This window comes from Arthrobacter sp. TmtSoilC48 (assembly GCF_059739425.1).
Window position 1 is genome coordinate 40954 of sequence record NZ_AP046049.1, and the last position, 26705, is coordinate 67658.

Sequence of the window (26705 nt, forward strand, 5' to 3'; positions counted from 1 at the left end):
AGCTCGCATTCGAACAGTTCAGCATGACCTGGGGACGGTGCACCAGCGCGTACCAGCTCCAGGGCGTCAATGTTCCTTGTTGGGACTAGAGTCGGATCATGTCCGCGAATCTCCCTCCCGGCCTGCCCATCGTTCCCGACGGCGATCTCCCCTCCTCGCCGCTTCCGGAGCGGAAAGCAGTGCATAGCCCGATCGAGCATGCCCCCATCGAGGGCGCTGGATTAGGCGGAGTTGACGCGGATTTCCCTGCCGCGCCGTTCGAAATGTCGCCGGAGGAGTTCGAAGAAGCCGTGAGCGACGCCTTGCAGCTGATCCCACCCAAAGCTGCAAGCGCCATGGACAACGTGGCAATCTTCATCGAGGACGACTACACACCACGCAAGGATGAAGATCCGGACACCGTACTACTTGGTTTGTACGAGGGCGTGCCGTTGACCGAACGCGACTCCTGGTGGGAAGCGGGCTCCCTGCCGGATCGGATCACTATTTTTCGCCAGCCCATCCTGGACATCTGCTCCACCCGCGAGGAAGTCATCGACGAAGTGGCCGTGACGGTGATCCACGAGATCGCTCACCACTTCGGAATCGACGACGACCGCCTCCATGAGCTCGGCTGGGGCTAGCCTTGTAAGCATGGGGCACGATCACAACCACTCCCACGGAGTAACCGCAACCGGCAAGCACCGCAAACGGCTTATTGCAGTCCTGGCCATCACCTTGGGTGTGGTGGGCATCCAGGTGGTTGGCGCGCTCATCTCTGGCTCGCTTGCGCTGCTGGCCGATGCAGGCCACATGCTGTCCGACGCCGCAGGCGTGTTCATCGCATTGATGGCAGCGTGGATCGCTACCCGCCCGGCGAGCGATCAACGGACTTACGGATATCAACGGGCCGAGGTGCTGGCGGCCTTGGCCAACGCCCTTGTACTCATCGTCATCGCAGTCGTCATCATGATCGAGGCCATCCGCCGCTTTGGGGAGTCGCCGGAAATCCACACGGACGTCATGCTGTGGGCGGCGATCCTGGGCGCCCTGGCCAACCTCATTTCCCTGATGATCCTGCAGGGGGCCCAAAAGGAAAGCCTCAACGTCCGGGGGGCCTATCTTGAGGTCCTTGGCGATCTTCTCGGATCGATTGCCGTTATCGCGGCGGCCATCGTCATCATGACCACGGGCTTCACTGCCGCTGACCCCATTGCTTCTGTCCTGATCGCCCTCATGATCATCCCCCGCGCCTGGCACCTGCTCCGCGATGTTGTGGACGTACTTCTGGAAGCTACCCCCAAGGGCGTGGACGTGAACATGATCCGCGAGCACATCCTTGCCGTGGACGGCGTAGTGGAGGCCCACGACATCCACATCTGGACCATCACATCCGGGGTGCCCGTGTTCTCCGCCCATGTTGTTGTGGAAGACGAGGTCCTTAACGCCAGCGGGGCAGACAGCATCCTGGACCAGCTCGGATCCTGCTTGGGGCGCCATTTCGACACCGAGCACTGTACCTTCCAGCTGGAACCTGTCAGCCACTCCGAGCACGAATCACACCAGCACGCCTAGCCGGGCGCGTCACCTGGTGTCGCAGTTACCGTTCCTGCTGCTCCATCCACCGTGATGATCTGGCCTGAGCTGATCCGCAGGGTTGCGTCGGGCACGCCCACCACCGCAGGTATGCCGTATTCGCGGGCCACCACGGCGCCGTGGGAGTTGGGACCGCCCATTTCCATGACAAGGCCGCCGGCGGTGAGGAACAAGGGTGTCCAGCCGGGGTCGGTGGAGGGCGCCACGAGGATTTCCCCAGGTTCCAGATGAGCGCCAACGGGGTCCAGGATGACCCTCGCCGGGGCTGTGATGACGCCCGCCGACGCCGGACTGCCGGAGAGCGCTCCGGGAGAAGCCGGGGTTCTGCCAGCTGCGGCAGTGGCTTCAGGTTCTGTCCCGTCTGAGAGCAGTACCCGCGGAATATGCCGACGCCTTAGTTCCTGCGCGTATTCTGCGCGGCGATCTGCCACGAGTTGGTGGAGCTTGCTGCCAGCCAGGGCAGTCTCTACTTCGTTGAGGTCCAGGAAGAAGATATCCTCAGCGCTTTCAATCCGCCCTGCCTCCGCCAGTTCTGCTCCGACCAGCGACAGTTGTTCCCTTGCCGAAGCCAACCCGAGGACGAGGTTGTATTTGGGCAGCTCCCTCATCCCGGCAAACCTGCGGGTACGGTCCAACGCCGCACGGACCAGCTTGGCATGGAGAGGACTCTTGGCCCTTGCCCGCGCAACCAATCTGGCAACCTGTTCATCTGCCTCCCGGGCAGCTTTCCCGAACTGCTGGTCGGGTGCGTCCGCCGTGTGCTCGAGCCGCAGATAGTTGACCACGACGCCGAGTATGTGGGTTGGGTCGTCCGACCATCGGGGCATGCCGAGGTCGATCTCAGCCACAGCCCTGTGCCCGTAGGTGCGGAGGAAAGCTTCAAGCCCGGATTGCGCAACTGCTGGTAGTGCTCTGTCCTTGTACTGCTGAACGAGTTCGTCGAGTGTGGGGTAACTCAGGAAGGCCAAGGCCTCCGGATCTTCCCTGATCTCCTTGGCAAGCTGCCACAGCGCAAGGTCCATCTCGGTGGTGACATTGTTGGGTAGCCCGCGGATGACTGTTTGGAGCTGGTCCCAGGAGGCTTGCCCGCCCAACACCTTCCGGACGAGTCCAAGCATCGCAAAGCCCAGAACGGGAAGGGGCAGCACTTGGGGAACCGTTGCGAATACTTCCTCCCCCAGGATTCGCTGCACGTGGGCAATTCGCTGGTGGGCGGTGACGCCCTCCGGCACCCGGAGGGCCTGATGGAGCTCTGCCTCAAGCTGCTCTTGGCGCTTCATTGCGGCGTCGGGACGGAAAAGAGCCCGGACTACCGACTCAGGGACACGGTATTTAGCAGCAACAGGCGCAACGTGCCTGATGAGTCTTATCGGAGTTTTGATGGTGACGGCGAACCGCGGGTCATCGAAGAGGCCGCGAATCACCGCCGCGGAACGGGCCTCCATGATGTCAAAGATGCGCGGCACAATGGCCCGGCCCACCTTGCTGCGCAGCACGGATGTGAAGTCGAAGAAGATCCTCTGCCCGGCCTCATAATAGGGCGATGGTCCCGAGCGTGGATCGGGGACATCGAAAGCCGCCCTGCGGGCAACGCTGGAAGCTATCAGGCGGATACCCGCCAGGCCCATGGGCGTCAGAGGCCTGGTGAGTCCTTGGGCGAGGCTGAAGTTCAGGAACGCGTGCTCACCGGGAGTCGCCGGCACCCGCGAGGTCAGCGGATAGAGGGTAGTAATGGGCCTTGCCTGCGTGAGCCAGAGTTTCCCGGACGAATCGATCGCCCATTCTGTATCCTGCGGGGCTCCATAGTGGGCCTCGACGCGCCTTCCCAACTCGGCCAGCGCGTGGATCTGGTCATCGCTGAGGCACGGCTGCACGGCGTGATTCTTGGTTGCCGCGGCCTGACCGGCCCGCTCAATTCGTTCGGTGCCACCGCCGGCAAGCGATCTGATCTCTACCTGCCGGTCACCCAGCGACCGCTTCAGGATGGAGTTGGTCTGCATATCAACTACGTACTGATCGGGATTAACGGCGCCTGACACTACGGCTTCTCCCAGACCAGGGCTGGCATCGATCACAGCTTCACGGCGCCGCCCTGTCACGGGGTTGGCCGTGAACATCACACCGGCCGTCGCGGAATCCACCATCTCCTGGACAACGACGGCCAGCGTCACCGTGGCATGGTCAATACCGTTGGTTGTCCGGTAGCTCACTGCCCGGTCCGTCCAGAGCGATGCCCAACAGCGGCTTACGGCGTCCAGAACTGCGTCTGCTCCCACTACGTTCAGGAAAGTGTCCTGCTGCCCGGCGAAACTCGCGAAGGGCAAGTCCTCGGCCGTGGCTGAGGACCTCACTGCGACGGGGGCTGCGTCTCCCAACCTCCGATACGCCGTCCGTACCGACTCAGCGACGTCGGTGGGAACTCCGGCGTCGAGCACCAAGGATCTTGCCCGGGCGGCGAGCCTATTCAGTTCGTCAAGGTCAGAAGCTCCGGCGTCCTGTAGAAGTGCAAAGATCTCCTCCATTCCAATCGCGGAAAGGGCGTACCGGTAGGCCGACGTTGTAAGGCAAAAGCCCGGCGGCACAGGAAGGCGGGCGGCATTCAGCTCGCCGAGATTGGCGGCCTTGCCGCCTACCTCGGGGAGCATGTCCGCCCGGATGTCGGCAATATCCCGAATGAAGACTTGCCCGTTTACATCCGGGCCCGCGCTGTCTTCCTGCCTATGCTTCCCGGGCTGCTGGTTATCCATGGACGGTTCGCGCCATGGCCCTAAGCCGCGCCGAGCATGGGTCCGAATTTGGGCCGGTCTGCCAGCCGCGGATCCTCGCGGTCCGGAACAACGAGGACCGGCCCCTTGGCGTGATGGAGCACGCCATCAGAGGTGGAACCAAGGAGCATGCCTGCAAAACCACCCCGGCCCCGCGTACCCAGGACAACCAACTCCACTCCCCGGCTGGCCTCAACCAACACGTCCACTGGTGAGCCGTCCCTAAGGTCCGTTTCCACGGGCAGCTGCGGGAAGTGGCTGCGGAGCCAGGCGACGCCTGCATCCAATTGGACTTTGATATCCGCGAACAGGGCATCGCGATCCAACGGTGCCGGCACCCAGGCCAAGGAGCCGCTGTACTGCGGGACTGCGCAGATGACGCGGAGTTTGGCCCCCATCCGCTGGGCTTGTTCGGCTGCCTCGAGAACGGCGACGCGGGCCTGCTCCGAACCGTCCACACCCACGGCGACGACGTTTTCCACCGTTCGCGGCCCGGCCTTGGCGTGCTCAGCCTTGATGTGCTTGTCCTCGGTGTTCTCGCCCAAACGATCGGCGCAATACAGCGGGACCGTTACGGTGGGGCATTTTGCGTGGGCCGGCAAGGCGCTGCTGACCGAGCCCAGGAGACGCCCGACAAAGCCACCACGGCCACGGCTGCCAAACACGAGGAGTGCAGCGTTCGCAGAGAGGTCAAGGAGGACTCCCGCGGCATCCCCATTCTCCACTGACGCATCGACGTCAATGTTGTAGCTTGAGACCTTATCCATGGCTTGCTTGACGATTGCTTCCGCGCCCTCGCGGATCACGGAATCGTCCACGGTGGCGTATCCGCCGTCGAGGCCGGACGCTGCGAAGATGGGCACCGAATAAGCCGTGACTATATGCAGGGGAAGTTGGCGCCGTTCCGCCTCACGCGCAGCCCATACAAGGGCGCATTGACCATGCTCGGAACCGTCCACTCCGACGACGATTCCACCAGGCGCCACAGCCTGGTCCCCGCCGTCCAGTGGTTCTTCAATGTGTCTGCCGTGCTGGTCCATGGGGCCCGCCTCTCCACCTACTGCTTGATGTTCCGGCCATTCTGCCAGAGGTTCTCCATACCGGTGATCCTTTGCTGGCGCGCAACCAATAGCCGGGGCCGAAGAAACCCTCGGGGTTCTCCTTCCAATGCCCACTATTCTCGGTTGGCAATGCCGAATCAAGGCGACTTTGGGCTATGTGGATAACGGTCCGGGCTCGGTTTCCGGCACGCTCACCACGCGCCGGGTTGCGCTGCGGATGAACATCCAAAACACGCTGTCGCCGAGGCTATCCATGGCAGAAAAAGTTCGGTAGTGTTCGAGTCACCGAATGGCCGGCAAAGGTGTCCCAGGACACAACCCGGCCATTTATTTGCGGCCGCTTGGGGAACTCGGACGCGATCCAGCGCGCTGCCGAAAGGCACACACGTCAAGGAGGAACCCAAGCAGTGTCACTCACTCCTGATTCCGTCACGGAACGGACTACCACCGTGGTGATCGGCACCGGCCTCTCCGGCCTGGCTGTTGCCAGCGAGCTCAGCCGCTACGGCGTCGGTTCCATCGTGCTGGATGGCTTTGGTTCTTTATCGACCACCGGACCAGCGGTCCACACGGGAATGCTCCAGCGCTGCGACGCAGCAGATCCCGCGGCAATGCAGGAGCGCAACGAGATCCTGCGCCATTTGCGCAATTACGCCGCCAGCCATCACTTGGATGTCCGCACCACCACACGCGCTGTTCGGCTGGACTTCCTGGGCGGCGACTCGTCGTTGCAGCTTGGATACGGACCCGTTGCAAGCCTGACCACGGGCAGCCTGAGGGCTGGGATGAGCGTCTATGGCCCCCTCGAATCCACCCCACGTCAATGGGCCGTGCATACAGCCAGCGGGGTTCTCCTGGCAGACCACATCGTGGTGACGCGCTGCGCCCAGAGCCAGCTGCGCCGAATGCTTGCCGATCTGGGAATCGCCATAGGCCAGAACTTCGTGGCAGCCATGCGTGCAGTCGGGATGCACTTGGTGGGCGTTGGGGAACTTATTACACCCACGCCCAAGGAAGTACTACGGCAAGCCAAGGCAGTGGGGCAAGCGATCTCATCCAAGGTGGCCCTCCCCGCCGGGCCGGGCATCGCCCTCGCCTAGAACCTGGCCTGGAGCCTTTACCTGGAACCCTGCGCGTAGAAACCTGGCGGAGAACCCTGGCCTTGAAACGATCGAGCCAACCAAAGCATGTTCCTAAAAAGAACAAAAATTAACCCAAAAGGCCGGCGCCTCCGAAGACATTTGTCCTCGAAAGCACCGGCCTTTGAGTTGGAGCGTGAAGCTTAGGCGCCAGCGCGTACGTACGTGATGGGGCCGGTTGCGGTGAGCCAGCTGATCGGGTGGATGCCCGTCTGGTTGCCGTTGATGCCACCGCTGATGGCCTGGCCGTTGCCGATGTAGATGGCTACGTGGCCGGACTGGACGATCATGTCACCGGGCTGGGGGTCGCTGACAACCTTGCCGTAGTTCAGGAACTGCATGGGTGCGAGGTCGCCAACCGGGATGCCGGCAGAGCCGAGGGCCCGTTCCACCATCGCGGTGCAATCCTGCATGATGCCGATCTGGGCGTAAGCCGAGGCGACCATGGCAGCGTTGATGCCACCAACAGCCGGAGCTGCAGCAGGCGCGGATGCCACTGGGGCGGTAGCCGTAGTAGTTGCAGCGGCCTGGACGGTAGCCGCTGCGGGCGCCTTCTTGGCCGCCGGAGCCGGAGCAACAGGAGCCGGCTTTTCAATGACGGGAGCCGCTACGGAAGCAACCGCGGGGCGCTCGAAGTTGATGGTGGCCGTCGATGCGGCCGTAACAACCTTGGTGGGACCCTCGGTAACGGTCTCGGCGACAGTAGCGGGGCTGGAGTCGCGCTGAACAGGGGTCTCTGCTGCGTGGGCAGCGATGGAGCCCGTGAGGACCAGGCCTGAAGCTGCTGCGATGACAGCGGCTTGGCGACCTGCGCCGGAGGCGTTGCTGGCAACAGCCTTGGAGATGGAGATGAACGGATTAGGACGTACGCTGTCCGCCTTACGACGGCCGCGAAGAATGCGTGAAGACATGAAAGAGCCTCTCCCGATGCCTGCGAGGTTAGCTGTCGGATTCGGATGGGAGTCACCCGGCCACTATCCCCCGCTGTGCAGCGGAAGCTTCGTGACTTCACCCCAAGGCGCGCTCTGAAAGCGGGCCAAAATGGGTTCCCCGTCTCTGCCGTAGGTTTGTCTGCGAACGGATTCCGGACTGCGGCAGAGCTAGGCAATCAGACCGGAATGCCCGTTACGTGGAACAGGCACAGGTACAACCCTACGGGAAGATCACCGCAAAGTCACATTTACGTAACGAGCAGTTCGTTTTTGGCGTGTCGCAGTAACCGTTTCGAGATCTTCGCAAGTATGTAGAAAACCCCGCTATTCCGGGGAATTTTCGCCATCCGGGTCGTTGGGGGCCGCTAGCTTCTTCCGGGCTGTAACAGCGAGGAAGATCACGAGACCGATCGCCACCACAGCGAGGCCAACGATGCTCCAGGGGAAGGGCTGGGAAGCTGCCGGAGCCGGCTCAGTATTTTCCGTACCGGGGGCCGCTGTGCCCGCCGTCGGAACAGCCGCCGAAGCCGGGGCGGAGGCACCTGCCGAGCCGCTCGCCGTCGTCGTGCTTGTCCCGGAAACTGTGAACTTGAAGGTTCCCTCGATCGGGTGGGAGTCTGAACTGACCACGCGCCACACCACGGTGTATTCGCCGGCTGGAGCGCCCTGACGCAGCTTCTGGACAGCCCTGTTGTCGATGATTTCCACTGCGCCATCTGCCCAGTTTTCGCCCCCGGCGGTGACGGTCACGCCGGAACCGATGGCCAGTGGCTGGTTGTTGAACGTGATGGATACCGACGCCGGCACTTCAGCCACCCTGGCACCGTTGGCCGGGGTTGTTGATTCGGCGACGTCGTGCGCGGAGGCCGGAGCAGCTCCAAGCAGCAACGCGCAAGCGAAAGCAAGAGCGGCTACGACGGCGGCCAGAAGCGGGCGGATGGTACGCATGGGGCGGTTTCTCCTAGTGTTGGCTTCCTTACAGACTAGGCGAATCGTTCCAGCACCCCACATTGGCGGGCATAGGATTTGAGAGCAAACTCCCCCGATCCCCGGAGACCTTCATGCTTAAACAAGGTTCTGCAATCGACCGCTACTTCAAGATCTCCGAGCGCGGGTCCACATACTCGCGGGAAATCCGCGGCGGCTTCGCGACCTTCTTCGCCATGAGCTACATCGTGGTCCTGAACCCGCTGATCCTCTCCGGGGCAGACTCGAGGGGAGCATCGCTCGGCTTCACGGCCGTAGCGGCAACCACTGCCTTCGTTGCGGGCATCCTCACGATCCTCATGGGCGCCTGGGCGAAGCACCCCTTCGCGGTGGCAACGGGCCTGGGAGTGAACGCATTCGTCGCCGTGACGGTTGCCTCCCACCCGGAACTGACCTGGCCGGACATGATGGGGCTGGTGGTGCTTTCGGGTGTCACCATGCTCATCCTGGTACTCACCGGATTCCGCACCGCCGTTTTCAGGGCCGTCCCGGAAGCGCTCAAGACGGCAATCGTGGTGGGCATTGGCCTGTTCATCGCCTTGATCGGGCTGGTCAACGCTGGTTTTGTCCGCCGCATTCCGGATGCCGCCGGCACCACGGTCCCGCTGGGCCTTGGCGTGGATGGGAAGCTGATGGGCTGGCCGACGTTGGTGTTCGCTGTCGGCCTGGTCCTGACCATTGCGTTGGTGGTGCGAAAGGTCCGCGGGGCAATCCTGATCGGCATCGTGGTGTCCACCGCCCTGGCCGCCATCCTCGAATTCACGCTTCACATTGGTCCCAGCTTCGACGGTAAGAACGTCAACCCCCGCGGCTGGTCGCTGGTTGCGCCGACGCTTTCCGAATGGGGCGCCCCTGACCTCTCCCTGATCGGCAAAGCCAACCCCTTCGGAGCTTTTGAACACCTCGGTTTCGTGGCTGCTGCGCTGTTGGCTTTCGTGATCCTCCTCAGCATCTTCTTCGACGCCATGGGCACCATGGTCGGCCTGGCCAACGAGGCAGGAACCGTGGACGAACACGGAAACATTCCCAATGTGGACCGCGTCCTGCAGGTTGATGCCCTGGGCGCAATCGTCGGTGGCGGTGCCTCCGTTTCGTCCAACCAGATCTTCGTTGAATCGGGCGCGGGCATTGGCGAGGGCGCCCGGACCGGTCTCGCCTCCATTGTCACGGGCCTGCTCTTCCTGGTGGCCATGTTCTTCACGCCGCTCATCAACCTGGTCCCGTTCGAAGCCGTGGCTCCTGCGCTTGTGGTGGTGGGCTTCATGATGGTGTCCCAGGTTGGCAAGATCGACTGGCAGGACTGGGGCGTTGGCATTCCCGCCTTCCTGACTATCGCCCTGATGCCATTCACGTACTCCATTGCCAACGGCCTGGGCGCAGGCTTCATCTCCTACGTCCTGATCCGCACTTTCCAGGGCCGTGCCCGCGAAGTCCACCCCCTGATGTGGGCAGTGGCGGCTGCGTTCCTGCTGTTCTTTGGCATTGGAACTGTGGAGGAGTTGTTGGGCGTCAAGTAGCGATGTCCGGCATCCCGGACACTGCAGCACGCTATAGCTGTTTTTTGGCCCGCTGGTGGGGTGTGCTTAAAGCATGGCTCCAAACACCAGCACCAACCCTTCCGTAGACGTCCTTCCCGCACCATGGACCGGCCGCTTTGACGGCGACGGCGACGAACATCGCCGCTGGTGGCAGGCCATCCAACCCCTTACTTCCCCGGCCATTCCCGGCGCCTCGCGTCCCGCCGTCGTGCTGGGTTTCTGCAGCGACGCCGGAGTGCGGCGCAACAAGGGCCGTGCGGGTGCCTCCGCGGCTCCGGCCGCCATCCGCTCGGCGCTGGCTCCCCTGGCTTTCCACCTGGACCGTGACGTGTTCGACGCCGGCGACGTGGTTGTGGAGGACGACTCACTGGAAGAAGGCCAGCAGCGCGCCGGACGCGCCGTCTCGGAACTGCTCGACGCCGGAAACCTCACCGTGATGCTGGGCGGCGGCCACGAGACGGCATTTGCCAGCTACCTTGGCGTTGCCGGATCCAATGCGGTGCGCAGCGGAAAGCGCTTGGGTGTCTTGAACCTGGATGCCCACTTTGACCTGCGCGACGAGCCGACCCCGAGCTCCGGGACTCCATTCCTGCAGATGGCGCAGGAGGAAACCGCCGCTGGACGCGAACTGAGGTACGCCGTCGTCGGAATCTCGGAGCCCAACAACACGCGCACGCTCTTTGACACCGCTGACCGCCTGGGCGTGAAGTACTTGCTGGACGAGGACTGTTCCGCGGAGCGCGTCGAGACGTTCGTAGCCGATTTCGTGGCTGGAATCGATGTGCTGTACTTGACGATCGACCTGGACGTCCTGCCTGCTTCGGTGGCGCCCGGCGTCAGTGCCCCCGCCGCGTTTGGGGTGCCGCTGTCCGTGATCAGTGCCGTTTGCCGTCAGGTAGCGGCAAGCGGGACGCTGTTGCACCTGGACGTTGCCGAATTGAACCCGGAGTTCGATATTGATGGACGAACCGCGAAAGTGGCAGCAAGGCTGGTAAACACGCTGTTGGCATAGAGGCCTGTTCCCGGTCCCTGTCCTGCGTTTAGCCTGAGGGGAAGGGAAGGACGGCGATGGGCGCAACTCCTGTGCAGGACAAGTGGGCCTGGGTGGCAGGACCCGTTGCGGTCGCTTTGGGCCTTGCCGCACACGTCGTTTCCGGTGGGGGCGCCCCGGCGATGCCCGTTCTTCTGGGCTTCGTTGCCCTCTCTGCCTTGGCCGCGCAGCTGGTTGCCCGCTGGATCCATGGGCCCATCTTGTTGCTGCTGCTGTCCGGCGTGGCACAGCAGTTGCTGTTCTTCGGTTTCGAGGCTTTGGGGGGTTCATTTTCCGGGGTCGGGTTCCTTGACCATCTGCACGGGCAGCCCCAGCAGCCCGTGGCGGTTCCTGCCGATAGTCAGCCGGCTTCAGGGGAACTGCATGCTGCTGACCTGATGCTCTACACCCACGCAGCTGCCGCCATTCTCACCCTCGTGGTGGCCGCGGGCGTTTCGAGGCTGGCCAGACCAAGGGCAACGTTCCGCAGCTTTTCGGTAGCCGGGCCTCCGCGAGATGGCAGTTAATGCCAATGTCTTGCCCAAACACTGTCATCAACTGTCATCTCGCGGGATTTAAGCGATCATGAAATGAGGCGCATGGACTTTGCCGACCGCAGCAGCACGGCCGCTCCTTTGCGCAGCGGAGGCGCAGCGACATGGCACCAATTACGGAGCCGGCGGACGGATTCCTGACCGACTACTACGAGCACGTCACGGACGACGACGTCCGCAGCTACACACCTGAAACGTTGTTGGAACGGGCCCGCTATCACCGCTCGTTGGCAGAACGCCGTGAGACTGGACAAGCAGTCATCGGGGTCCTGAACGAAACAGATACCAGCCTGGTGGCAATTGTCACGGACGACATGCCCTATCTCCTTCCCTCCGTCACGGCCGAGATCTCTCGCGACACCGCTTCCATCCGGCTTCTGGTCCACCCGACTTTCAGCGTCACGCGGGACCCCGCCACCCACCGCCTGATCGATATCCACAGGGGACCCCACCGCGCGGGGCTGCCCACCGGCGTCGAACGTTCCGAAGATCATGCGCGGGCGACGCCGGCACCTTCGACGGACGGGAACGACGGCGGACGGCTCACGGAGGCGTGGATAGCGATCGAGATCCCCCGGATTCCGGACAACGCGAGCGCGGAGCTGCTGGTGGGCAGGTTGAACAAGGTCCTGGGTGATGTCCGGGCAGCGGCCGAGGACGCCGATGCCATCCACGAGGAACTGCTGCACGAAATCGGTGCACTGGAGGGGTCTGGGGCAAAAGACCGGACGGCGGGTGAAGCGCAGGAGCTGCTGCGGTGGCTGGACGACGGGAACTTTGTGTTCCTGGGATTCCGCGGGCGCCGCGGGCTCGGACTCCTCCGTGATGCGGCCGGTCCTGCGGCGCCAGGCGAGGTTTCCGGCCAGGTGCTTACACTCACCAAATCCACGCTTCGCTCAACGGTTCTTCGCCGTGCCTACCTCGACGAGATCAGCATTGCCACAGCGGACGGGAACGGCACCAACACCAGCGCGTGTACTTTTGTTGGCCTCTTCTCCCCTAGCTCAACGGCCCGCCCGGCCCAGCAGATCCCGGTCATCCGGGACACAGTGCAGGAAGTGCTGCGGGCCTTCGGCTACCCGGCGTCGTCACATCACGCCAAGGAGCTCCTTGCGGTGTTGGAGGCGTATCCGCGGGACGAACTGTTCCATGTTGATGCCGGGCAGCTGGCCATCCGTGCGCGCGAGATCCTCCGGCTCCAGGAACGCCATAGCACCCGGCTCTTTCTTCGTCCGGACTCCTTCGGCCGGTTCATGACAGCACTGGTTTTCCTCCCCAGGTACAGGTACAGCACGGCCGTCAGGCTCAACATCGAGCGCGAGTTGCGCGAGGCATTTGGCTCGGATGCCATAGAGTTCGAGCTTCGGTTGGGCGAATCCGCCATGGCTCGCGTGTTCTTCCGGATCCTTTTGCCACAGGACCCCTCACGGCACGACTCATCGCACGGCGGCGCTCCTGCGGTGGTGGACGCGGCAGCCCTCGAGCAGAGGATCATCGCCGCTACGAGGTCCTGGCCGCAAGGCCTGGACGAGGCCCTCCAAACGAGGTATCCGCGGGAAGAGGCGGCCAGGTTGTCCAGGCAGTGGGCAGCCGCGTTTCCGGCCAGCTACAAGGCCGATTATGAGGTGGAGGACGCAGTTGAGGACATTGCCAGGTTCGAAAGTTTTCCGGCAGAGCCGGGTTCTGTGGACGAAGCAGATCCCCTCCTCACCGTTTACCAACGTCCTGGCACGGCAGTCCTCAGTGAGGATGCCCGGATCCGGCTCTACTTAACGCGCCCGCAGAGCCTGACCGAGATCCTTCCTTTCTTCCATAACCTGGGCTTGAAGGTCCTGGACCAGCGGCCTTTCGACGTTCATCGTGCCGACGGGCGGCAGTTCTTCCTTTACGACCTCGGCCTGAAGTATCCGCGCGGGCTTGACCCTGTGGGTACGGGCGATCTGCTGGCCGGTGCGTTCTGTGCCGCAATGCGCGGTGACGCCGAGTCAGACGCTTTGGACGCGTTGGTCATCAAGGAGGGTATCGACTGGCGGCGGGTTGCCATCCTGCGCGCGTATGCCAAGTACCTCCGCCAACTCGGGAGCACCAACTCCTATGGCTTCATCGCTGACACACTCCGCGGGAACGCCCTGGCCACGCATGCCCTGCTTGAATTGTTCGAGGCAAAATTCAATCCTGACCGCTTCGCTCCGGACTTGTTTGAACCGGAACTCCTCAAATCCGGTCATGGCGAGCCAAAGCCGGCCAGGGGCGATCTGTTCGAAGAGGGAAGCAGCGAACTCAGCCACAGGACCCAAGCCGTTCATAGAGCGCGGACGAACCTGATGGAGGCCATCGACGCCGTCCCTGTCCTGGACGCCGACAGGTTGCTGCGTTCCCTGGCGAGCCTGGTGGATGCCACGCTCCGCACGAACTTCTATCTCAACAAGCCCTTCATCAGCTTCAAGCTCAACCCCGCCAGCATCCCGGCTGCCCCTGCACCCCGCCCGAAATTCGAGATCTGGGTCTATTCGCCGCGCGTTGAAGGCGTCCATCTGCGTTTCGGTCCGATAGCCCGCGGTGGCCTTCGGTGGTCGGACAGGAGGGAAGACTTCAGGACGGAAATCCTGGGGCTCGTCAAAGCCCAGACGGTCAAGAATGCCGTGATTGTTCCCACCGGAGCCAAAGGCGGGTTCTTCCCCAAACGGCTCCCGGACCCGGCAGAGGACCGTGCTGCCTGGTTCGCGGAAGGTCAGGAAAGCTACCGGACATTCATCCGCGGGTTGCTGGATATCACCGACAACCTGGTGCCGGATCCCGACGGCGGAAGCAGCGGCCGCGTACTCGCGCCACCGCGGGTGGTGCGGCACGATGGCGACGACTACTACCTCGTTGTGGCCGCTGACAAGGGAACAGCAACCTTCTCCGACATTGCCAACGCCGTTGCCGGGGAGTACGGCTTCTGGTTGGGTGACGCCTTCGCTTCCGGAGGGTCAGTGGGTTATGACCACAAGCAGATGGGGATCACGGCCCGGGGCGCCTGGGAATCCGTGCGGCACCATTTCAGTGAACTCCTGGTGGATTGCCGTGCCGAGGATTTCACGGTGGTTGGCATCGGAGACATGAGCGGAGACGTCTTTGGCAACGGCATGCTCCTCTCCCACCACATCAAGCTCGTAGCCGCCTTTGATCACCGGCACATTTTCCTTGACCCTACGCCGGACCCCGAGGTCTCCTACGCCGAGCGGGAACGGCTCTTCAAACTGCCACGTTCCTCCTGGGCCGATTATGACCGCACCAAGCTGAGCGAGGGCGGCGGAATCTTTGCCCGGACGGAAAAATCCATCCTGATCACGGAACAAGTCCGGCTCGCCCTGGGGTTGGCTGAAGGCACGGATGCGAATGGCCAGCTGGCGATGAGCCCGCCTGAGCTTCTCCGTGCAGTCCTCACTGCCCCTGTGGACCTCCTTTACAACGGCGGAATCGGTACCTATATCAAGGCATCCACCGAGTCCAATGCCGATGTGGGAGATAAATCAAACGACGCCATCCGGGTCAATGCCGGGGATCTGCGCGCGCACATCATTGCCGAGGGCGGCAATCTTGGAGTAACCCAGCGCGGCCGGATCGAAGCAGCTTTGGCAGGCGTCCTGGTCAATACCGATGCCATCGATAATTCAGCCGGCGTGGATTGTTCGGACCATGAAGTGAATATCAAGATCTTCCTTGACCGGATGATCTCCGCGGGCAGGATGTCTGTGGCAGAGAGAACCGGATTCCTGCACTCGCTCCAAGACGAGGTTGGACGGCTCGTCCTGAAAACCAACGATGACCAGAACGTCCTGCTCCTCAATGACAAGCAATTGGCGCTGGAATGGAGCCCCAGCTTTGAACGGACCATGGATTGGCTCGAGTCAGTCACAGATCTGGACAGGGAACTCGAATACCTTCCCAGCAACGCCGAACTTCAGGCACGGGTCCTCACGGGCAAGGGACTAACCACTCCGGAACTCGCCGTTTTGGCCGCCTACGCCAAGATCGAACTCGCCCGCGAACTCACAGAGGGCGGTTTGTCCGATGATCCTTGGTTTTCTCAAACCCTTCGCGGCTATTTCCCCAAGCAAGTCTCAGAGCGGTTCGGCGAACACCTCTCCACGCATCCCCTGCGCCGGGAAATCGTTGCCACGGTAGTGGCCAACGACATGATCAACATGGGCGGCATAGCGTTCGCCTTCCGCGCGATGGAGGAAACCACGGTTTCTGCCTCCGCGGTGGCCCGGGCGTTCGTAGTGATGCGGCAAATCTGGGACTTTGACGCCGTCACAGGCGCCATCGCCCAATTGCCGCCGAGCACTCCCCGCGAGCATGGAGCAGCCGTTGCCCTGGACATGCGGCGGTTGCTGGACCGGTCCGTCCGCTGGTACGTGACCCACGATTTCCGCGACAAGCCCATTGCCGATGCCTTCGTCCGGCTCGAGCAGCCCATGTCCTTGATGCGGGCGAACTTCACGAGCTTCCTTCATGGGATCAACCTTGCCCACGCGCAGAAACGGATGGCCCATACGGACTCGGTGGGCCTGCCCCATGATCTGGGTGTCAGGGCCTCCGAGATCCTGGTCAGCTACGGCTTGCTGGACATTTCCGCCATCGCAGAAGAACTGCAGGAGCCAGTGGAGGCAGTTGCTGAGGTGTACTTCGCAGTCTTCGAACGGATCTCGGCCATCCCCCTGCTGGAACACATCACCATGCTCCCGAGGGACACGCACTGGGAATCGCTGGCACGTGCGGCCTTGCGGGATGACATGTACCTGGTGCTCGCGGACATGACCAAAGCGGTAGTGCGCCACACGCCCCGGATTTCTGGTGCGGCGACTCCCACGACGTCAGACCCAGTGGAGCGAATCATGGACTGGGAACGTGGAAACATCGAACAACTGGCACGCGTCCAAGAGACCATCAAGGAGGCCATCAAGCCCGGTCCCGTGGACATTGCAGCGCTCTCCGTCGCGGTAAAGCTGCTTCGCGCCATGGTCCGGAGATGAGGCGTCGGTCACCAATACTGCCGGTCATCTTACAAATTTAGCGTCAAACGTCCTATGATTGACGGGTCGCCCTCGCATGCGGCAAGTAATAGGAGGCACCCAAATGACCGCTGCAATGACTGCAGAACGCGAAATTCGCCTGTCCTTTTCCAAGGCAGACGAGATCCACGACGGCCTTGAACGCGCCGTGGATGCTTTGATCAAGAACGCAGCAGCAGATGCCAACTGCGGCATTCTGGTGACCCGGCACGAGCCCGGCACCTACACAGTGGCCCTGGACGAATCCGTTCCCTTCGGCCAGACCCACGAAGTGCTCGCTGCGTAATAGTAGTAATTGCAGTTGTAGTAGAAAAGCAAAAAGCCGGGGCCCAAGCCCCGGCTTTTTGCTTCATTACGCCCGGCGGAGAGTCACGCCGTCGGACTTCATGAACAGTTCCTTGCCTTCCTCGGTGACGCCCGGCCCTGAGTGCTCAAGCCACACCACATTCCCGCTGCCGGAGACTTCCTCGATCAGCCCTGCCGCGATCACGTGCGCGTACTTGACTACCTCCACGCGCTCGCCAACCTTGAGTTGCCTCCAGTCCGAAACCGTAACCGAGTGTGCGTTTCGTCTGGAGAGGACTGCTCCACGTGCCTTCATTGAACTTCTACCCCTTTGTGGATGTTCGCTGTTGTGTATTGAGTTATGAACGGTTGACCGTCAAGCCCACGGCGTCGTTGACGTGGACGTGACGTACACCATAAGTTCTACTACATTTGTCACGCCCCGGAGATTGCGTTGCGAACAATTTCCGGGACGTGACAAATTTGCCCATCAAATGAGCGTTTTATTCGACGTCAGGCCAAAACCCCGACGGCGGATTCGGCGGCCGCACGGACCGCACCGGAGCCAACCAGGCGGTCAGCCGCTTCGAGTTCGGGCGACAGGAACCTATCGGTTCCCGGTCCCTGGACCACTTCACGAAGCACCTCAAGCACAGCCGTGCCGGCCGGGCCCGGGGTCAGTTCGCCGTCGGACATCTGCGTGCGCATGTCGATAGCGCGGGCGCTGGTGACCAGCTCCACGGCCAGGACGCGGCGGAGATTCTCCACGGCCTTGCGAAGTTTCCGGGCAGCATGCCAGCCCATGGACACGTGGTCTTCCTGCATGGCGGAGCTCGGGATGGAGTCCACCGATGCCGGCACGGCCAGGCGCTTGTTGTCCGAAACGAGCCCGGCCTGCGTGTACTGGGCGATCATGAGGCCGGAATCGACGCCAGGGTCGCCGGCGAGGAACGCCGGGAGTCCGTGCGAGCGGGCCGGGTCCAGCATGCGGTCCGTGCGGCGCTCTGCGATGGAGCTGAGGTCCGCGACGGCGATCGCCAGGAAGTCCAGGACATAGGCCACGGGCGCACCGTGGAAGTTGCCGTTGGACGTGACGCGGCCGTCCGGCAGGACAACGGGGTTGTCGATCGCAGCGGCAAGTTCACGGGAAGCCACCAGTGCGGCGTGGTCCACGGTGTCGCGGACAGCACCGGCAACCTGAGGGGCACAACGCAGCGAGTAGGCGTCCTGGACCTTGGTGTCGTTGATCCGGTGGGATGCGACGATGGGCGAGTTGGACAGCACGCGCAGCATGTTGTCCGCGCTGGCAGCCTGGCCGGGGTGCGGACGCAGGGCAGCGTGGAGCTCCGGCAGGAACACCTGGTCGGTGCCCAGCAGCGCCTCAACGCTGAGCGCGGCGGTGACGTCCGCCGTCGCGAGCAACAAACGGATGTCGGCGATGGCCATCAGGAGCATGCCGAGCATGCCTTCGGTTCCGTTGACGAGGGCCAGGCCCTCCTTTTCCGCCAGCGTGACCGGTTCGATGCCGTGCTGTGCGAGCAGCTCAGCGACCGTCTGCTTACCGGGCACACCATAGAGTTCGCCGTCGGGACCGGTTGCTTCGCCTTCGCCCATCAGGACCAGCGCGCAGTGGGACAGCGGTGCGAGGTCGCCGGAGCAACCGAGCGAACCGAACTCGCGGACCAGCGGGGTAATGCCTGCATTGAGGACGTCCACCATGGTCTGCAGGACCACGGGACGGACACCCGTGCGGCCGGATGCCAGGGTCTTGGCGCGGAGGAACATGATGCCGCGGACCACTTCGCGTTCGACCGCCGGGCCCATGCCCGCTGCGTGGCTGCGGATCAGCGACTTCTGCAGCTGCGTGCGGAGGTCGTTGGGGATGTGGCGGTTGGCCAGCGCACCGAAGCCCGTGGAGATCCCATAAGCGGGGACATCGCTGGTGGCGAGGCTGTCGATGTGTGCCCGGACCTTGGCAACGTTATCCAGGGCCTCCTGGGAAATGGTCACCTTGGCGTCGTGGCGTGCGACGGCGACGACGTCTTCCGGGGTCACGCCACTGGAACCGAGGGTAACGGTGAGCTGTTCGTTCGATGTGATGGTCATGTTCTTACTTCTCGTTCATGGGGATGCGGACGCCGCGTTCGTTGGCGACTTCGACGGCGCGGTCGTAGCCGGCGTCGACGTGGCGGATGACGCCCATGCCGGGGTCGTTGGTCAGGAGCCGCTCGAGCTTCTCCGCGGCCAGGTCCGTGCCGTCAGCGACGGAAACCTGCCCGGCGTGCAGGGACCGGCCGATACCCACCCCGCCGCCGTGGTGGATCGAAACCCAGGTAGCACCCGAAGAGGTATTGATCAGGGCGTTCAGCAACGGCCAGTCAGCGATCGCGTCGGACCCGTCGGCCATGGACTCGGTCTCCCGGTACGGGGACGCCACCGAGCCGGAGTCCAGGTGGTCACGGCCGATCACGATCGGGGCCTTGACCTTGCCCTCGGCCACCAACTGGTTGAACAGCAGCCCGGCCTTGGCGCGTTCGCCGTACCCGAGCCAGCAAATACGCGCCGGCAACCCCTCGAACTCCACCCGCTCCTGGGCCGCGTCGATCCACTTGTGCAGGTGCTTGTTCTCCGGGAACAACTCCTTGATCGCCTCGTCCGTGACCCTAATGTCTTCCGGGTCCCCGGACAGCGCGACCCAGCGGAACGGGCCCAGACCCTCGCAGAACAACGGACGGATGTACGCCGGGACGAACCCGGGGAACTCGAACGCCCGCTCATAGCCGCCCTTGCGTGCCTCGTCCCGGATCGAGTTGCCGTAATCAAACACCTCGGCCCCGGCGTCCTGGAACTCCACCATCGCCTGCACCTGCCGGGCCATGGACGCCTGGGCCTTCTTCGTGAACCCTTCCGGATCAGCCTCAGCCTCCGTGTGCCACTCCGCCACCGTGATGCCCTCCGGCAGGTAGCTCAGGGGATCATGGGCACTGGTCTGGTCCGTGACCACATCGAAGGTCACGTCCCCGGCCTTGTGGCGGCGGAGCAGTTCCGGGAACACCTCAGCGGCGTTGCCCACATACCCCACCGACCAGCCACGGCGCTCGGCCTTCGCGGCCTGGACCTTCGCGATCGCCGCGTCCAGATCCGTTTCAACCTCGTCCAGGTACCGCTTGCCCGCCCGGCGACGCAAACGGGTCTCGTCCACATCCACGATCAGGCACGCACCATCATTCAACGTCACCGCCAACGGCTGCGCACCACCCATGCCACCACACCCACCAGTCAACGTCAGCGTCCCGGCCAGCGGACCCTCGGACGAGCCCTCCGCGGCGGGGGCCGGGTGGCGGCCCTCCGCGGCGAGCTTGTTCCCGACCGCGGCGAACGTCTCATAGGTGCCCTGCAGGATGCCCTGCGTGCCGATGTAAATCCAGGACCCGGCCGTCATCTGCCCGTACATCATCAAACCCTCGGCCTCCAGGCGGCGGAACTCCGGCCACGTCGCCCAGTCCCCCACCAGGTTCGAGTTCGCCAGCAACACCCGCGGAGCCCACTCATGCGTGCGGAACACACCCACCGGCTTGCCCGACTGCACCAGGAGGGTTTCGTCCTTCTCCATGGTTTCCAGGGTGCGGGTAATCGCATCAAACGCAGCCCAGGACCGCACCGCACGGCCCGTACCCCCGTACACCACCAAATCATCCGGACGCTCAGCAACCTCCGGATCCAGGTTGTTCATCAACATGCGCAACGGCGCCTCGGTCTGCCACGACTTGGCAGTAAGCTCAGTACCCCGCGCGGCCTTAACCGGACGGGCACCAGAAGTGAAATCGGCGGGTGCCATGATGACTCCTTCGTCTTTGGGAAGTGTGTAGTGGAAAGTTCTTCTGCTTCTACTAAAGCTCCTTTACGAGGCCCCAGGAATGGCTTTTCAACTGGTGCTGTCCGGGATTACAGACGCATGCCGCCCTTCGCCCTTCCTCCGCCCAAGCGTCCTGGTGAAGTACGGCCAGCCCTCGCATTCGCGCGAGAAGGAGCGCATGCTGGACCCATGGCAACGTTCCGAGTGACTACCTTGGTTGCGGCTCCGCCCGAGCGGGTTTTCGCGACCTGGACGGATCCGGACCGGTTCCAGGAATGGATCGGCGGAGTCACCCGCGTGACCGATCGCACCGGCTCGATCGACCAGGTCGGCAGCCGCTACACGGTGTGGTTCGGGCGGATGGCCAGCCCCACGGAGATCCTCGCCGTCGAACGGCCCTGGCACATCCGGACACGGTTCGGCAACGCGATCCTCAAGGGCGAGTCGGATGTGAGGTTTGCTCCCGAGGCAGGCGGCACGCGCATCCACCAGGAGTTCGTAACCCGGGGATTCATCGCGGCGATCTTCGGGCGGATTTTCGCCATGGGATCCTACCGGGGCAGCTTCCGCGGTGAGCTGGAGACCTTCCGCAGACTCGTCGAGCGCGAGGCCACGGAACCGGGCACGCTGAAGCCCGGCGAACCGAAGCCCGGCGAACCGAAGCCGCGTGGCGACTAGGGCGGATCAACTATGCGAAGGGCCTAGCCGGCCGGTCGTCCGTGAATGCGCACCGACAGTTCGTCGGCAGCCTTGCGGATGCGGGCAGCCAGTACCGGCCATTGCTCAGCCGGCACTTTGTCCTCCAGGAACGTAACGGCGACTGCCGCCGTCGGCCATCCCACATGGTCAGTCACAGCGGCGGCGATAGAGCCGAATCCAGGCGTGATCTCGCCGTTTTCCGTGGCGTAGCCACGCTGCCGCACCTGGTCCAGATGGGAGGACAAGGCGGAGTACTTCATGATCGGGAATTCGACTTCGTGGCGCGATGTGAAGGCGGCGGCGTTCGGGTACAGGGCGCGAACCTGTGACTTTGGCAGGGCGGCCAGGATCGCACGGCCCGACGCGGTGAGGTGGCTGGGCAGGCGGACTCCGACGTCGGTCACCAGGCTTGGGCGGTTCTTGGCACGTTCCTCCACGATGTAGAGGACGTCGCGGCCGTGAAGCACGGCGAGGTGCGCGCTTTCGCCAATCGCGTCCACGAGCGAGGCCAGCATGGGCCGGCCGAGACGCGACAAGGGCTCCTGCCGCGAATAGGCCGAGCTGAGCTCGAAGGCGCTGATGCCGAGTCCATAGCGCTGCTCTTCGTGGAGATGCAGGACGAAGCCGTTGGCCTCCATGACGCCGAGCAGGTGGTAGACGCTGGAGCGGGGCAGGCCGAGCGCCGTCGCGATGTTCGACGCCGCCATCGGCCCCCGGCGTGAGGCCAGAAGTTTCAGGATGCGCAGCGTATTTTCGGCGGCAGGGACCTTGGACGTGGCCTTGCCTGGTGCCAGTGGCGTGGTTGTCATGGTTCCTCACTGCTCAAGACTGCTGAAGGGGACACAGTCCAGCCTCTCCCGGCCGGACGTGTCCGGTATCCCGTACTCAAGCGTGCCCTCCTAATCGGCGCTGCGCCAGCCCGCACTTCCACTACGGTGTCTGAAATACCAGACTTAACTATAGTCCTCAGTTTGGGGGCGGTTCAGGCAGTGCCAACCTCTCGACGCCGCACGGCAACGAACGCGAACACCACAAGCGCCGCGCCAATCCCGAGCATCCAAAAGCCGCCGCTCCAATCGGTTCCGCTGGTGGTAACCACTGGCGAGTGCGTGAACGGAGACAGGTCCCTGAGCGACTTGTCGAAGCCAAGCATTCCGCCGTAGACCCCCAGCACCACGCCCAACGCCAGCAACGCCCAGCCCACCGGAACAGTAGCCCGGGGAAAGGTAACAAAAACCGCCGCGGGCAACGACAGGTAGAGCAGGGCAGCCGGGATTTGAGCCCCGGCGGTTTCCCATACGTTGCCCACTTCAACAACTGATTCACCGGAGACCAGCAAGGAATACCAGGCACCGAACGCCGCGAATACCATAACGAGCACCACCGAGGCCGCACCGAGGCCGAGAAAGCTGCCAAACCAACGAATGCGCCCCTGCGGTTCCGAAAGCACCAGCTCGGCAGTGCCCGCCACTTCTTCCTGCCGCAATCGCAGAACGGCCTGGAGTCCGCAGGCCGCCGCCAGGATGCCACCAATTTCAAAGAGGACAGCGATGACCAGCTGCGTCATGGATGTGCCTTGCGCCTCGATCATGGCCCTAAGGATCGCTGTGACGGAGGAATTCGTGATGCTGACCTGCTGGATGGCAGCGCCGAGGGCGCCGGTGAGCAGGCCTGCGATGAACCCGCCAATGCACCAGCTGACGATAGCGCCCTGCTGGAGTCGCAGTGCCAGGGCGAAGGGTCCGCGGAGTGAGCGGCGGGCGTCCGTCCGGCCACGTCGTCCAGCCAGCACGCTTGCGCCAACATCGCGCCTGGACATGACGACGGCGGTAAGCGAGGCGCATACGACGCCGAGGCCCAGCGGCAACAGCAGGGGCCACAATCGGTTTCCGGTGTAGGCAAAAGTCTGTTGTCCCCAACCGATGGGCGAAACCCAGCTCGGCCAAGCTGCCGTGACAGTGAGGCCGTCCTGGCTGACCTCGCCGGTCGCGTCCCCGAAACCACGCAAAAGATAGGCAGCCACCACCAGCCCCGCCGCCGCTCCGTTTGCCCCACGCGAGGTGCTCATGAACTCGGACGCGAGCAATCCGACCGTGAGAAACGCCAATCCAATGGCTCCGGCCGCAAATCCGGCAACCAGCGAGCCCGCAGCATCGAGCCCGCCGGCCACAAAGCCGAACGAGACCGCCGCGGCCACCAGTACGTTTGCAGCGAGCCCATGAGTCATGGTCGCCGCAAGCGGCATCCATCGGCCCGCTGCCGTGGACGCTACGAGCTCGGCCCGGCCCGCTTCCTCTTCGGCGCGCGTATGCCGCACCGCCAGGAAGGTATTCATCAAACCGGCAAGGACACCCAGGAAGGCGAAAATCTGGAAAAACGTAAACGCGTCCAGGGCAGGGCCGCGGACCAAGCCGCGGAGTATCAAGATAGCCGGGGTGGCCGTGGCAATATGCAGGATCTCGGCGCGGGAAGCATCGTCACCATATGCCGAAGCCACCGCTGTTGTGGCGAAATAGGCGAGTGCACCGATGGAAGCAACCCAGCTCAGGAGCTGCCAACGATCGCGGCGGAGTCGTTGCCAATACAGATCCACGAAGCGGTTCATCTTAGAGGCCCGTCTTGGCGGGCGGCCGACGCCGCCGATGGTGAGTGCCGCCGTCGGCCTTCACTTCTTCTGTTTGGGATGGAAGGGCAACGCCATAGTGCCGGAGGAACAACTCTTCAAGCGACGGTGGAGCGACCAGGAGGCCCTGCACACCCAGACGGCCAAGAATCGGCAGGATCTCGTGGACACGATCCGAATCGGCGCTGAACTTGACCCGCCCGGCGGACACCGTGAGGTCGTGGACCTGGGAAAGGCTTTGGAGGCCACCGAGGTCCACCTGGTCCTGCGCGAAAGAGATCCCGGTACGCGTCAGGTGACGCAGGGAGTCAAGCGTCCCGCCGTCCACTATTCGGCCTGCGCGGATGATGCTCACACTGTCGGCCAGCTGTTCCACCTCGGAGAGGATGTGGCTGGAGAGGAGGACAGTGGCTCCCTTCTCACCGACGAGCCGGCGAATCTCGCGGGTAAAGACGGCCTCCATCAGGGGATCCAGACCGCTTGTCGGCTCGTCCAGAAGGTAGACCTCGGCGTCGGCAACCAGGGCTGCGATGAGCGCAACTTTCTGGCGGTTTCCCTTGGAGTAGGCACGGCCCTTCTTGGTGGGGTCAAAGTCGAAGAGCTGGCACAAACGCTCCTTTCGGCGTCGATACTCCGCCCGATCCGTCCCGCCGTCACGAAGCCGGGAAAGGAAATCGATGGTCTCTCCCCCAGAGAGATTCGGCCAGATGCTGACGTCGCCCGGGACGCTGGCAACACGCCGATGCAGTTCGACGGCGTCTGCCCATGGGTGCATTCCGAGGACGCTTGCACTGCCCGACGAGGCCCGCGCCAGGCCCAGGAGAATACGCAGCGTGGTGGACTTCCCTGCACCGTTGGGGCCGAGGAAGCCGTGGACTTGCCCCGCAGGGACTTCGAGGTCGAGGCCGTCCAGTGCCTTGACCCGGCCGAAGTTCTTATGGAGATCGACGGTCTGGATGACAGGGTCCATGGAGCCGACGTTACGCAGGATCAGCGTCCCTGTGAAGGAAGGGAGCTGGTCCGGCCCGGACCGCGGCTGTGACTCCTGTCGCACTGTCTGCGATCAAAGACACCAAACCCCCGTGAGGCCAATCACAAGGCCGCCAAAAGTGATGTGCTGGTTAGCGATCCCCTCCCAAAGACGAGAAGGTTTTACCATGCAACAAACCACGCTGGCTTCGAAGGACACAGTCCTCCAAGCCGCCGGTACGGCACTGAGCCGTGGCCTCAACGTCCGCCACATCCGCTTTATGGCACTCGGATCCGCAATCGGCACAGGACTGTTCTACGGTTCCGCGTCCGCCATACAGAAAGCCGGCCCGGCCGTCCTTCTGGCCTACATCATCGGCGGCGCAGCCGTCTTCATGGTGATGCGTGCGCTCGGCGAAATGGCCGTCCGGCACCCCGTGTCCGGCTCGTTCGGCCAATACGCGAGCAAATACCTTGGACCGTTCGCCGGCTTCGTGACCGGCTGGACCTATGTGTTCGAGATGGCCATTGTCGCAATCGCCGATGTCACTGCCTTCAGCATCTACATGGGCTTCTGGTTCCCGCAGGTGGACCGCTGGATCTGGGTCCTCGCGATCATTCTCTTCCTGGGTGCCATGAACCTGTTGAGCGTGAAGGTCTTCGGTGAGCTGGAGTTCTGGTTCTCGCTGATAAAGGTGGTGGCCATCATCGCCATGATCGTCGGAGGCGCGGCAATCGTCGTCTTCGGCTTCCAGACGGGCGACGGCGGCGGTGTGGCACCGGGGTTGGGGAACCTGGTTCATCACGGCGGTTTGTTCCCGAACGGTTTCGAAGGGCTCCTGGCCGCGTTCGCCGTCGTGATGTTCGCCTTCGGTGGGATCGAGACAATCGGCATTACCGCCGGCGAAGCAGCCGACCCCAAGAAGGTCATTCCGCAGGCAGTCAACACTGTGCCGGTCCGCGTCCTGTTGTTCTACGTCCTGACCCTGGGCGTGTTGATGAGCATCTTCCCGTGGAACGAAATCGGCAGCAGCGGTAGCCCGTTCGTGCAGATCTTTGATGGCCTGGGCATCCCCGCTGCACCGCACATCCTCAATGCCGTGGTCATCACTGCCGCGCTGTCAGCGATCAACAGCGACATCTTCGGGGCCGGCCGCATCCTGTTCGGCCTTGCCCAGCAAGGGCATGCACCGAAGAGCTTCAGCAAGATCTCCCGGCACGGCGTCCCCTGGATGACCGTGGTGATGATGGGCGGCATCCTCCTTGTGGGCGTCGTGTTGAACGCTGTGATCCCGGAAGACGTGTTCGTGCTGATCGCCTCGATAGCCACGTTTGCCACGGTGTGGGTTTGGGTGATGATCCTTGCTTCGCACGTTGCCATGAAGCGGGAAATCAAGCGCAAGGGGCTTCCGGCGTCGGAATTCGGTTCGCCCCTGTGGCCGGCCGCGTCCATCCTGACCATGGCGTTCATGGCCATGGTGATCGTGATCCTCGGTGTCTTCGAGGACACCCGGGTTGCACTCTATGTTGGCGGCACATGGCTTGTGCTGCTGTTCGTCGCTTACAAGCTATGGGTCCGCGGTGGCGGCCTGCGTCGTGCGGAACTCGTGGACGAGACCGTCTAGGAACCCT

General features: G+C 63.3%; 20 protein-coding genes and 1 riboswitch. Of the genes, 10 read left to right on the forward strand and 10 right to left on the reverse strand.

The window, feature by feature from the left end; translation table 11 throughout:
* Nucleotides 1-98: 98 nt before the first annotated feature.
* Both AC6I97_RS00250 and AC6I97_RS00255 read left to right on the forward strand, forming a co-directional pair.
* Nucleotides 99-623, forward strand: a complete 525-nt coding sequence (locus tag AC6I97_RS00250; RefSeq protein WP_497943740.1) for a metallopeptidase family protein — start codon at nucleotides 99-101, stop codon at nucleotides 621-623.
* 10 nt (nucleotides 624-633) lie between these two features.
* Complete coding sequence (locus AC6I97_RS00255; RefSeq protein ID WP_224094936.1) at nucleotides 634-1554, forward strand: cation diffusion facilitator family transporter; 921 nt, start codon at nucleotides 634-636, stop codon at nucleotides 1552-1554.
* Here AC6I97_RS00255 and AC6I97_RS00260 read toward each other — a convergent pair.
* Together AC6I97_RS00260 and AC6I97_RS00265 are read right to left on the reverse strand one after the other, a co-directional pair.
* Complete coding sequence (locus tag AC6I97_RS00260) at nucleotides 1551-4322, reverse strand: PEP/pyruvate-binding domain-containing protein (protein ID WP_497943741.1); 2772 nt, start codon at nucleotides 4320-4322, stop codon at nucleotides 1551-1553. The genes AC6I97_RS00255 and AC6I97_RS00260 overlap by 4 nt on opposite strands.
* Nucleotides 4323-4342: 20 nt before the next feature.
* On the reverse strand, nucleotides 4343-5380 hold the full coding sequence (locus AC6I97_RS00265; RefSeq protein WP_497943742.1) for a universal stress protein: 1038 nt from the start codon (nucleotides 5378-5380) through the stop codon (nucleotides 4343-4345).
* 428 nt (nucleotides 5381-5808) lie between these two features.
* On the opposite strand from AC6I97_RS00265, the gene AC6I97_RS00270 reads away from it, so the two are divergent.
* Nucleotides 5809-6501, forward strand: a complete 693-nt coding sequence (locus AC6I97_RS00270) for an NAD(P)/FAD-dependent oxidoreductase (protein WP_224094933.1) — start codon at nucleotides 5809-5811, stop codon at nucleotides 6499-6501.
* A gap of 182 nt (nucleotides 6502-6683) precedes the next feature.
* Here the strand turns inward: AC6I97_RS00270 and AC6I97_RS00275 are convergent, their stop codons facing one another.
* Both AC6I97_RS00275 and AC6I97_RS00280 read right to left on the reverse strand, forming a co-directional pair.
* A complete protein-coding gene (locus AC6I97_RS00275) occupies nucleotides 6684-7451 on the reverse strand; it encodes an NlpC/P60 family protein (RefSeq protein WP_224094931.1) in 768 nt (255 codons plus the stop codon).
* Between the two features lie 3 nt (nucleotides 7452-7454).
* A riboswitch (cyclic di-AMP (ydaO/yuaA leader) is annotated at nucleotides 7455-7623 on the reverse strand.
* Nucleotides 7624-7796: 173 nt separating this feature from the next.
* Nucleotides 7797-8420, reverse strand: a complete 624-nt coding sequence (locus AC6I97_RS00280; protein ID WP_497943743.1) for a copper resistance CopC family protein — start codon at nucleotides 8418-8420, stop codon at nucleotides 7797-7799.
* A gap of 113 nt (nucleotides 8421-8533) precedes the next feature.
* Between AC6I97_RS00280 and AC6I97_RS00285 the strand changes: the two genes are divergently transcribed.
* The 5 genes from AC6I97_RS00285 (at nucleotide 8534) to AC6I97_RS00305 (ending at nucleotide 16927) form a co-directional block, all read left to right on the forward strand.
* Entirely contained in the window at nucleotides 8534-9976 is a 1443-nt protein-coding gene (locus AC6I97_RS00285) for an NCS2 family permease (protein ID WP_497943744.1), read from the forward strand.
* 73 nt (nucleotides 9977-10049) lie between these two features.
* The gene (gene hutG / locus AC6I97_RS00290; protein ID WP_497943745.1) at nucleotides 10050-11009 is read left to right on the forward strand and encodes a formimidoylglutamase; all 960 of its coding nucleotides are present in this window, start codon (nucleotides 10050-10052) and stop codon (nucleotides 11007-11009) included.
* Nucleotides 11010-11065: 56 nt separating this feature from the next.
* Nucleotides 11066-11554: a hypothetical protein gene (locus tag AC6I97_RS00295; protein ID WP_497943746.1), complete on the forward strand. Its 489-nt coding sequence runs from the start codon at nucleotides 11066-11068 to the stop codon at nucleotides 11552-11554.
* A gap of 131 nt (nucleotides 11555-11685) precedes the next feature.
* Complete coding sequence (locus AC6I97_RS00300) at nucleotides 11686-16602, forward strand: NAD-glutamate dehydrogenase (RefSeq protein WP_497943747.1); 4917 nt, start codon at nucleotides 11686-11688, stop codon at nucleotides 16600-16602.
* Between the two features lie 103 nt (nucleotides 16603-16705).
* Nucleotides 16706-16927, forward strand: a complete 222-nt coding sequence (locus AC6I97_RS00305; protein ID WP_216922352.1) for a hypothetical protein — start codon at nucleotides 16706-16708, stop codon at nucleotides 16925-16927.
* Nucleotides 16928-16993: 66 nt separating this feature from the next.
* On the opposite strand, the gene AC6I97_RS00310 is transcribed toward AC6I97_RS00305, so the two are convergent.
* The 3 genes from AC6I97_RS00310 to hutU form a co-directional block, all read right to left on the reverse strand.
* Entirely contained in the window at nucleotides 16994-17242 is a 249-nt protein-coding gene (locus AC6I97_RS00310) for a hypothetical protein (RefSeq protein ID WP_216922354.1), read from the reverse strand.
* Between the two features lie 197 nt (nucleotides 17243-17439).
* A complete protein-coding gene (hutH, locus tag AC6I97_RS00315; protein ID WP_224094925.1) occupies nucleotides 17440-19032 on the reverse strand; it encodes a histidine ammonia-lyase in 1593 nt (530 codons plus the stop codon).
* 4 nt (nucleotides 19033-19036) lie between these two features.
* Nucleotides 19037-20764, reverse strand: coding sequence for a urocanate hydratase (gene hutU, locus AC6I97_RS00320; protein WP_497943748.1), 1728 nt, complete (start codon nucleotides 20762-20764; stop codon nucleotides 19037-19039).
* A gap of 207 nt (nucleotides 20765-20971) precedes the next feature.
* Here hutU and AC6I97_RS00325 point away from each other — a divergent pair, with 207 nt between their 5' ends.
* The gene (locus tag AC6I97_RS00325) at nucleotides 20972-21460 is read left to right on the forward strand and encodes an SRPBCC family protein (protein WP_224094923.1); all 489 of its coding nucleotides are present in this window, start codon (nucleotides 20972-20974) and stop codon (nucleotides 21458-21460) included.
* Between the two features lie 23 nt (nucleotides 21461-21483).
* On the opposite strand, the gene AC6I97_RS00330 is transcribed toward AC6I97_RS00325, so the two are convergent.
* The 3 genes from AC6I97_RS00330 to AC6I97_RS00340 all read right to left on the reverse strand — a co-directional run bounded on the left by AC6I97_RS00330 (nucleotide 21484) and on the right by AC6I97_RS00340 (nucleotide 25074).
* Entirely contained in the window at nucleotides 21484-22290 is an 807-nt protein-coding gene (locus tag AC6I97_RS00330; protein WP_224166146.1) for an IclR family transcriptional regulator, read from the reverse strand.
* A gap of 173 nt (nucleotides 22291-22463) precedes the next feature.
* Nucleotides 22464-24086 carry an ABC transporter permease gene (locus AC6I97_RS00335; RefSeq protein WP_497943749.1) on the reverse strand — a complete coding sequence of 541 codons (1623 nt, stop codon included), beginning with the start codon at nucleotides 24084-24086 and terminating at the stop codon, nucleotides 22464-22466.
* A 1-nt stretch (nucleotide 24087) separates the two neighbouring features.
* Complete coding sequence (locus tag AC6I97_RS00340) at nucleotides 24088-25074, reverse strand: ABC transporter ATP-binding protein (protein WP_497943750.1); 987 nt, start codon at nucleotides 25072-25074, stop codon at nucleotides 24088-24090.
* Nucleotides 25075-25261: 187 nt separating this feature from the next.
* Here AC6I97_RS00340 and AC6I97_RS00345 point away from each other — a divergent pair, with 187 nt between their 5' ends.
* Nucleotides 25262-26698 (forward strand): amino acid permease, encoded by a 1437-nt coding sequence (locus tag AC6I97_RS00345; protein WP_497943751.1) that lies wholly within the window; start codon nucleotides 25262-25264, stop codon nucleotides 26696-26698.
* Nucleotides 26699-26705 lie beyond the last annotated feature (7 nt).

What these genes read in the sequence shown, in the direction of transcription:
- hutH (WP_224094925.1), bottom strand. Translation starts at nt 19,032, where the DNA reads ATGACCATCACATCGAACGAACAGCTCACCGTTACCCTCGGTTCCAGT.
- AC6I97_RS00250 (WP_497943740.1), top strand. Translation starts at nt 99, where the DNA reads ATGTCCGCGAATCTCCCTCCCGGCCTGCCCATCGTTCCCGACGGCGAT.
- AC6I97_RS00335 (WP_497943749.1), bottom strand. Translation starts at nt 24,086, where the DNA reads ATGAACCGCTTCGTGGATCTGTATTGGCAACGACTCCGCCGCGATCGT.
- AC6I97_RS00310 (WP_216922354.1), bottom strand. Translation starts at nt 17,242, where the DNA reads ATGAAGGCACGTGGAGCAGTCCTCTCCAGACGAAACGCACACTCGGTT.
- AC6I97_RS00280 (WP_497943743.1), bottom strand. Translation starts at nt 8,420, where the DNA reads ATGCGTACCATCCGCCCGCTTCTGGCCGCCGTCGTAGCCGCTCTTGCT.
- AC6I97_RS00260 (WP_497943741.1), bottom strand. Translation starts at nt 4,322, where the DNA reads ATGGATAACCAGCAGCCCGGGAAGCATAGGCAGGAAGACAGCGCGGGC.
- AC6I97_RS00345 (WP_497943751.1), top strand. Translation starts at nt 25,262, where the DNA reads ATGCAACAAACCACGCTGGCTTCGAAGGACACAGTCCTCCAAGCCGCC.
- AC6I97_RS00255 (WP_224094936.1), top strand. Translation starts at nt 634, where the DNA reads ATGGGGCACGATCACAACCACTCCCACGGAGTAACCGCAACCGGCAAG.
- AC6I97_RS00330 (WP_224166146.1), bottom strand. Translation starts at nt 22,290, where the DNA reads ATGACAACCACGCCACTGGCACCAGGCAAGGCCACGTCCAAGGTCCCT.
- AC6I97_RS00265 (WP_497943742.1), bottom strand. Translation starts at nt 5,380, where the DNA reads ATGGACCAGCACGGCAGACACATTGAAGAACCACTGGACGGCGGGGAC.
- AC6I97_RS00305 (WP_216922352.1), top strand. Translation starts at nt 16,706, where the DNA reads ATGACCGCTGCAATGACTGCAGAACGCGAAATTCGCCTGTCCTTTTCC.
- AC6I97_RS00275 (WP_224094931.1), bottom strand. Translation starts at nt 7,451, where the DNA reads ATGTCTTCACGCATTCTTCGCGGCCGTCGTAAGGCGGACAGCGTACGT.
- AC6I97_RS00300 (WP_497943747.1), top strand. Translation starts at nt 11,686, where the DNA reads ATGGCACCAATTACGGAGCCGGCGGACGGATTCCTGACCGACTACTAC.
- hutU (WP_497943748.1), bottom strand. Translation starts at nt 20,764, where the DNA reads ATGGCACCCGCCGATTTCACTTCTGGTGCCCGTCCGGTTAAGGCCGCG.
- AC6I97_RS00295 (WP_497943746.1), top strand. Translation starts at nt 11,066, where the DNA reads ATGGGCGCAACTCCTGTGCAGGACAAGTGGGCCTGGGTGGCAGGACCC.
- AC6I97_RS00340 (WP_497943750.1), bottom strand. Translation starts at nt 25,074, where the DNA reads ATGGACCCTGTCATCCAGACCGTCGATCTCCATAAGAACTTCGGCCGG.
- hutG (WP_497943745.1), top strand. Translation starts at nt 10,050, where the DNA reads ATGGCTCCAAACACCAGCACCAACCCTTCCGTAGACGTCCTTCCCGCA.
- AC6I97_RS00325 (WP_224094923.1), top strand. Translation starts at nt 20,972, where the DNA reads ATGGCAACGTTCCGAGTGACTACCTTGGTTGCGGCTCCGCCCGAGCGG.
- AC6I97_RS00285 (WP_497943744.1), top strand. Translation starts at nt 8,534, where the DNA reads ATGCTTAAACAAGGTTCTGCAATCGACCGCTACTTCAAGATCTCCGAG.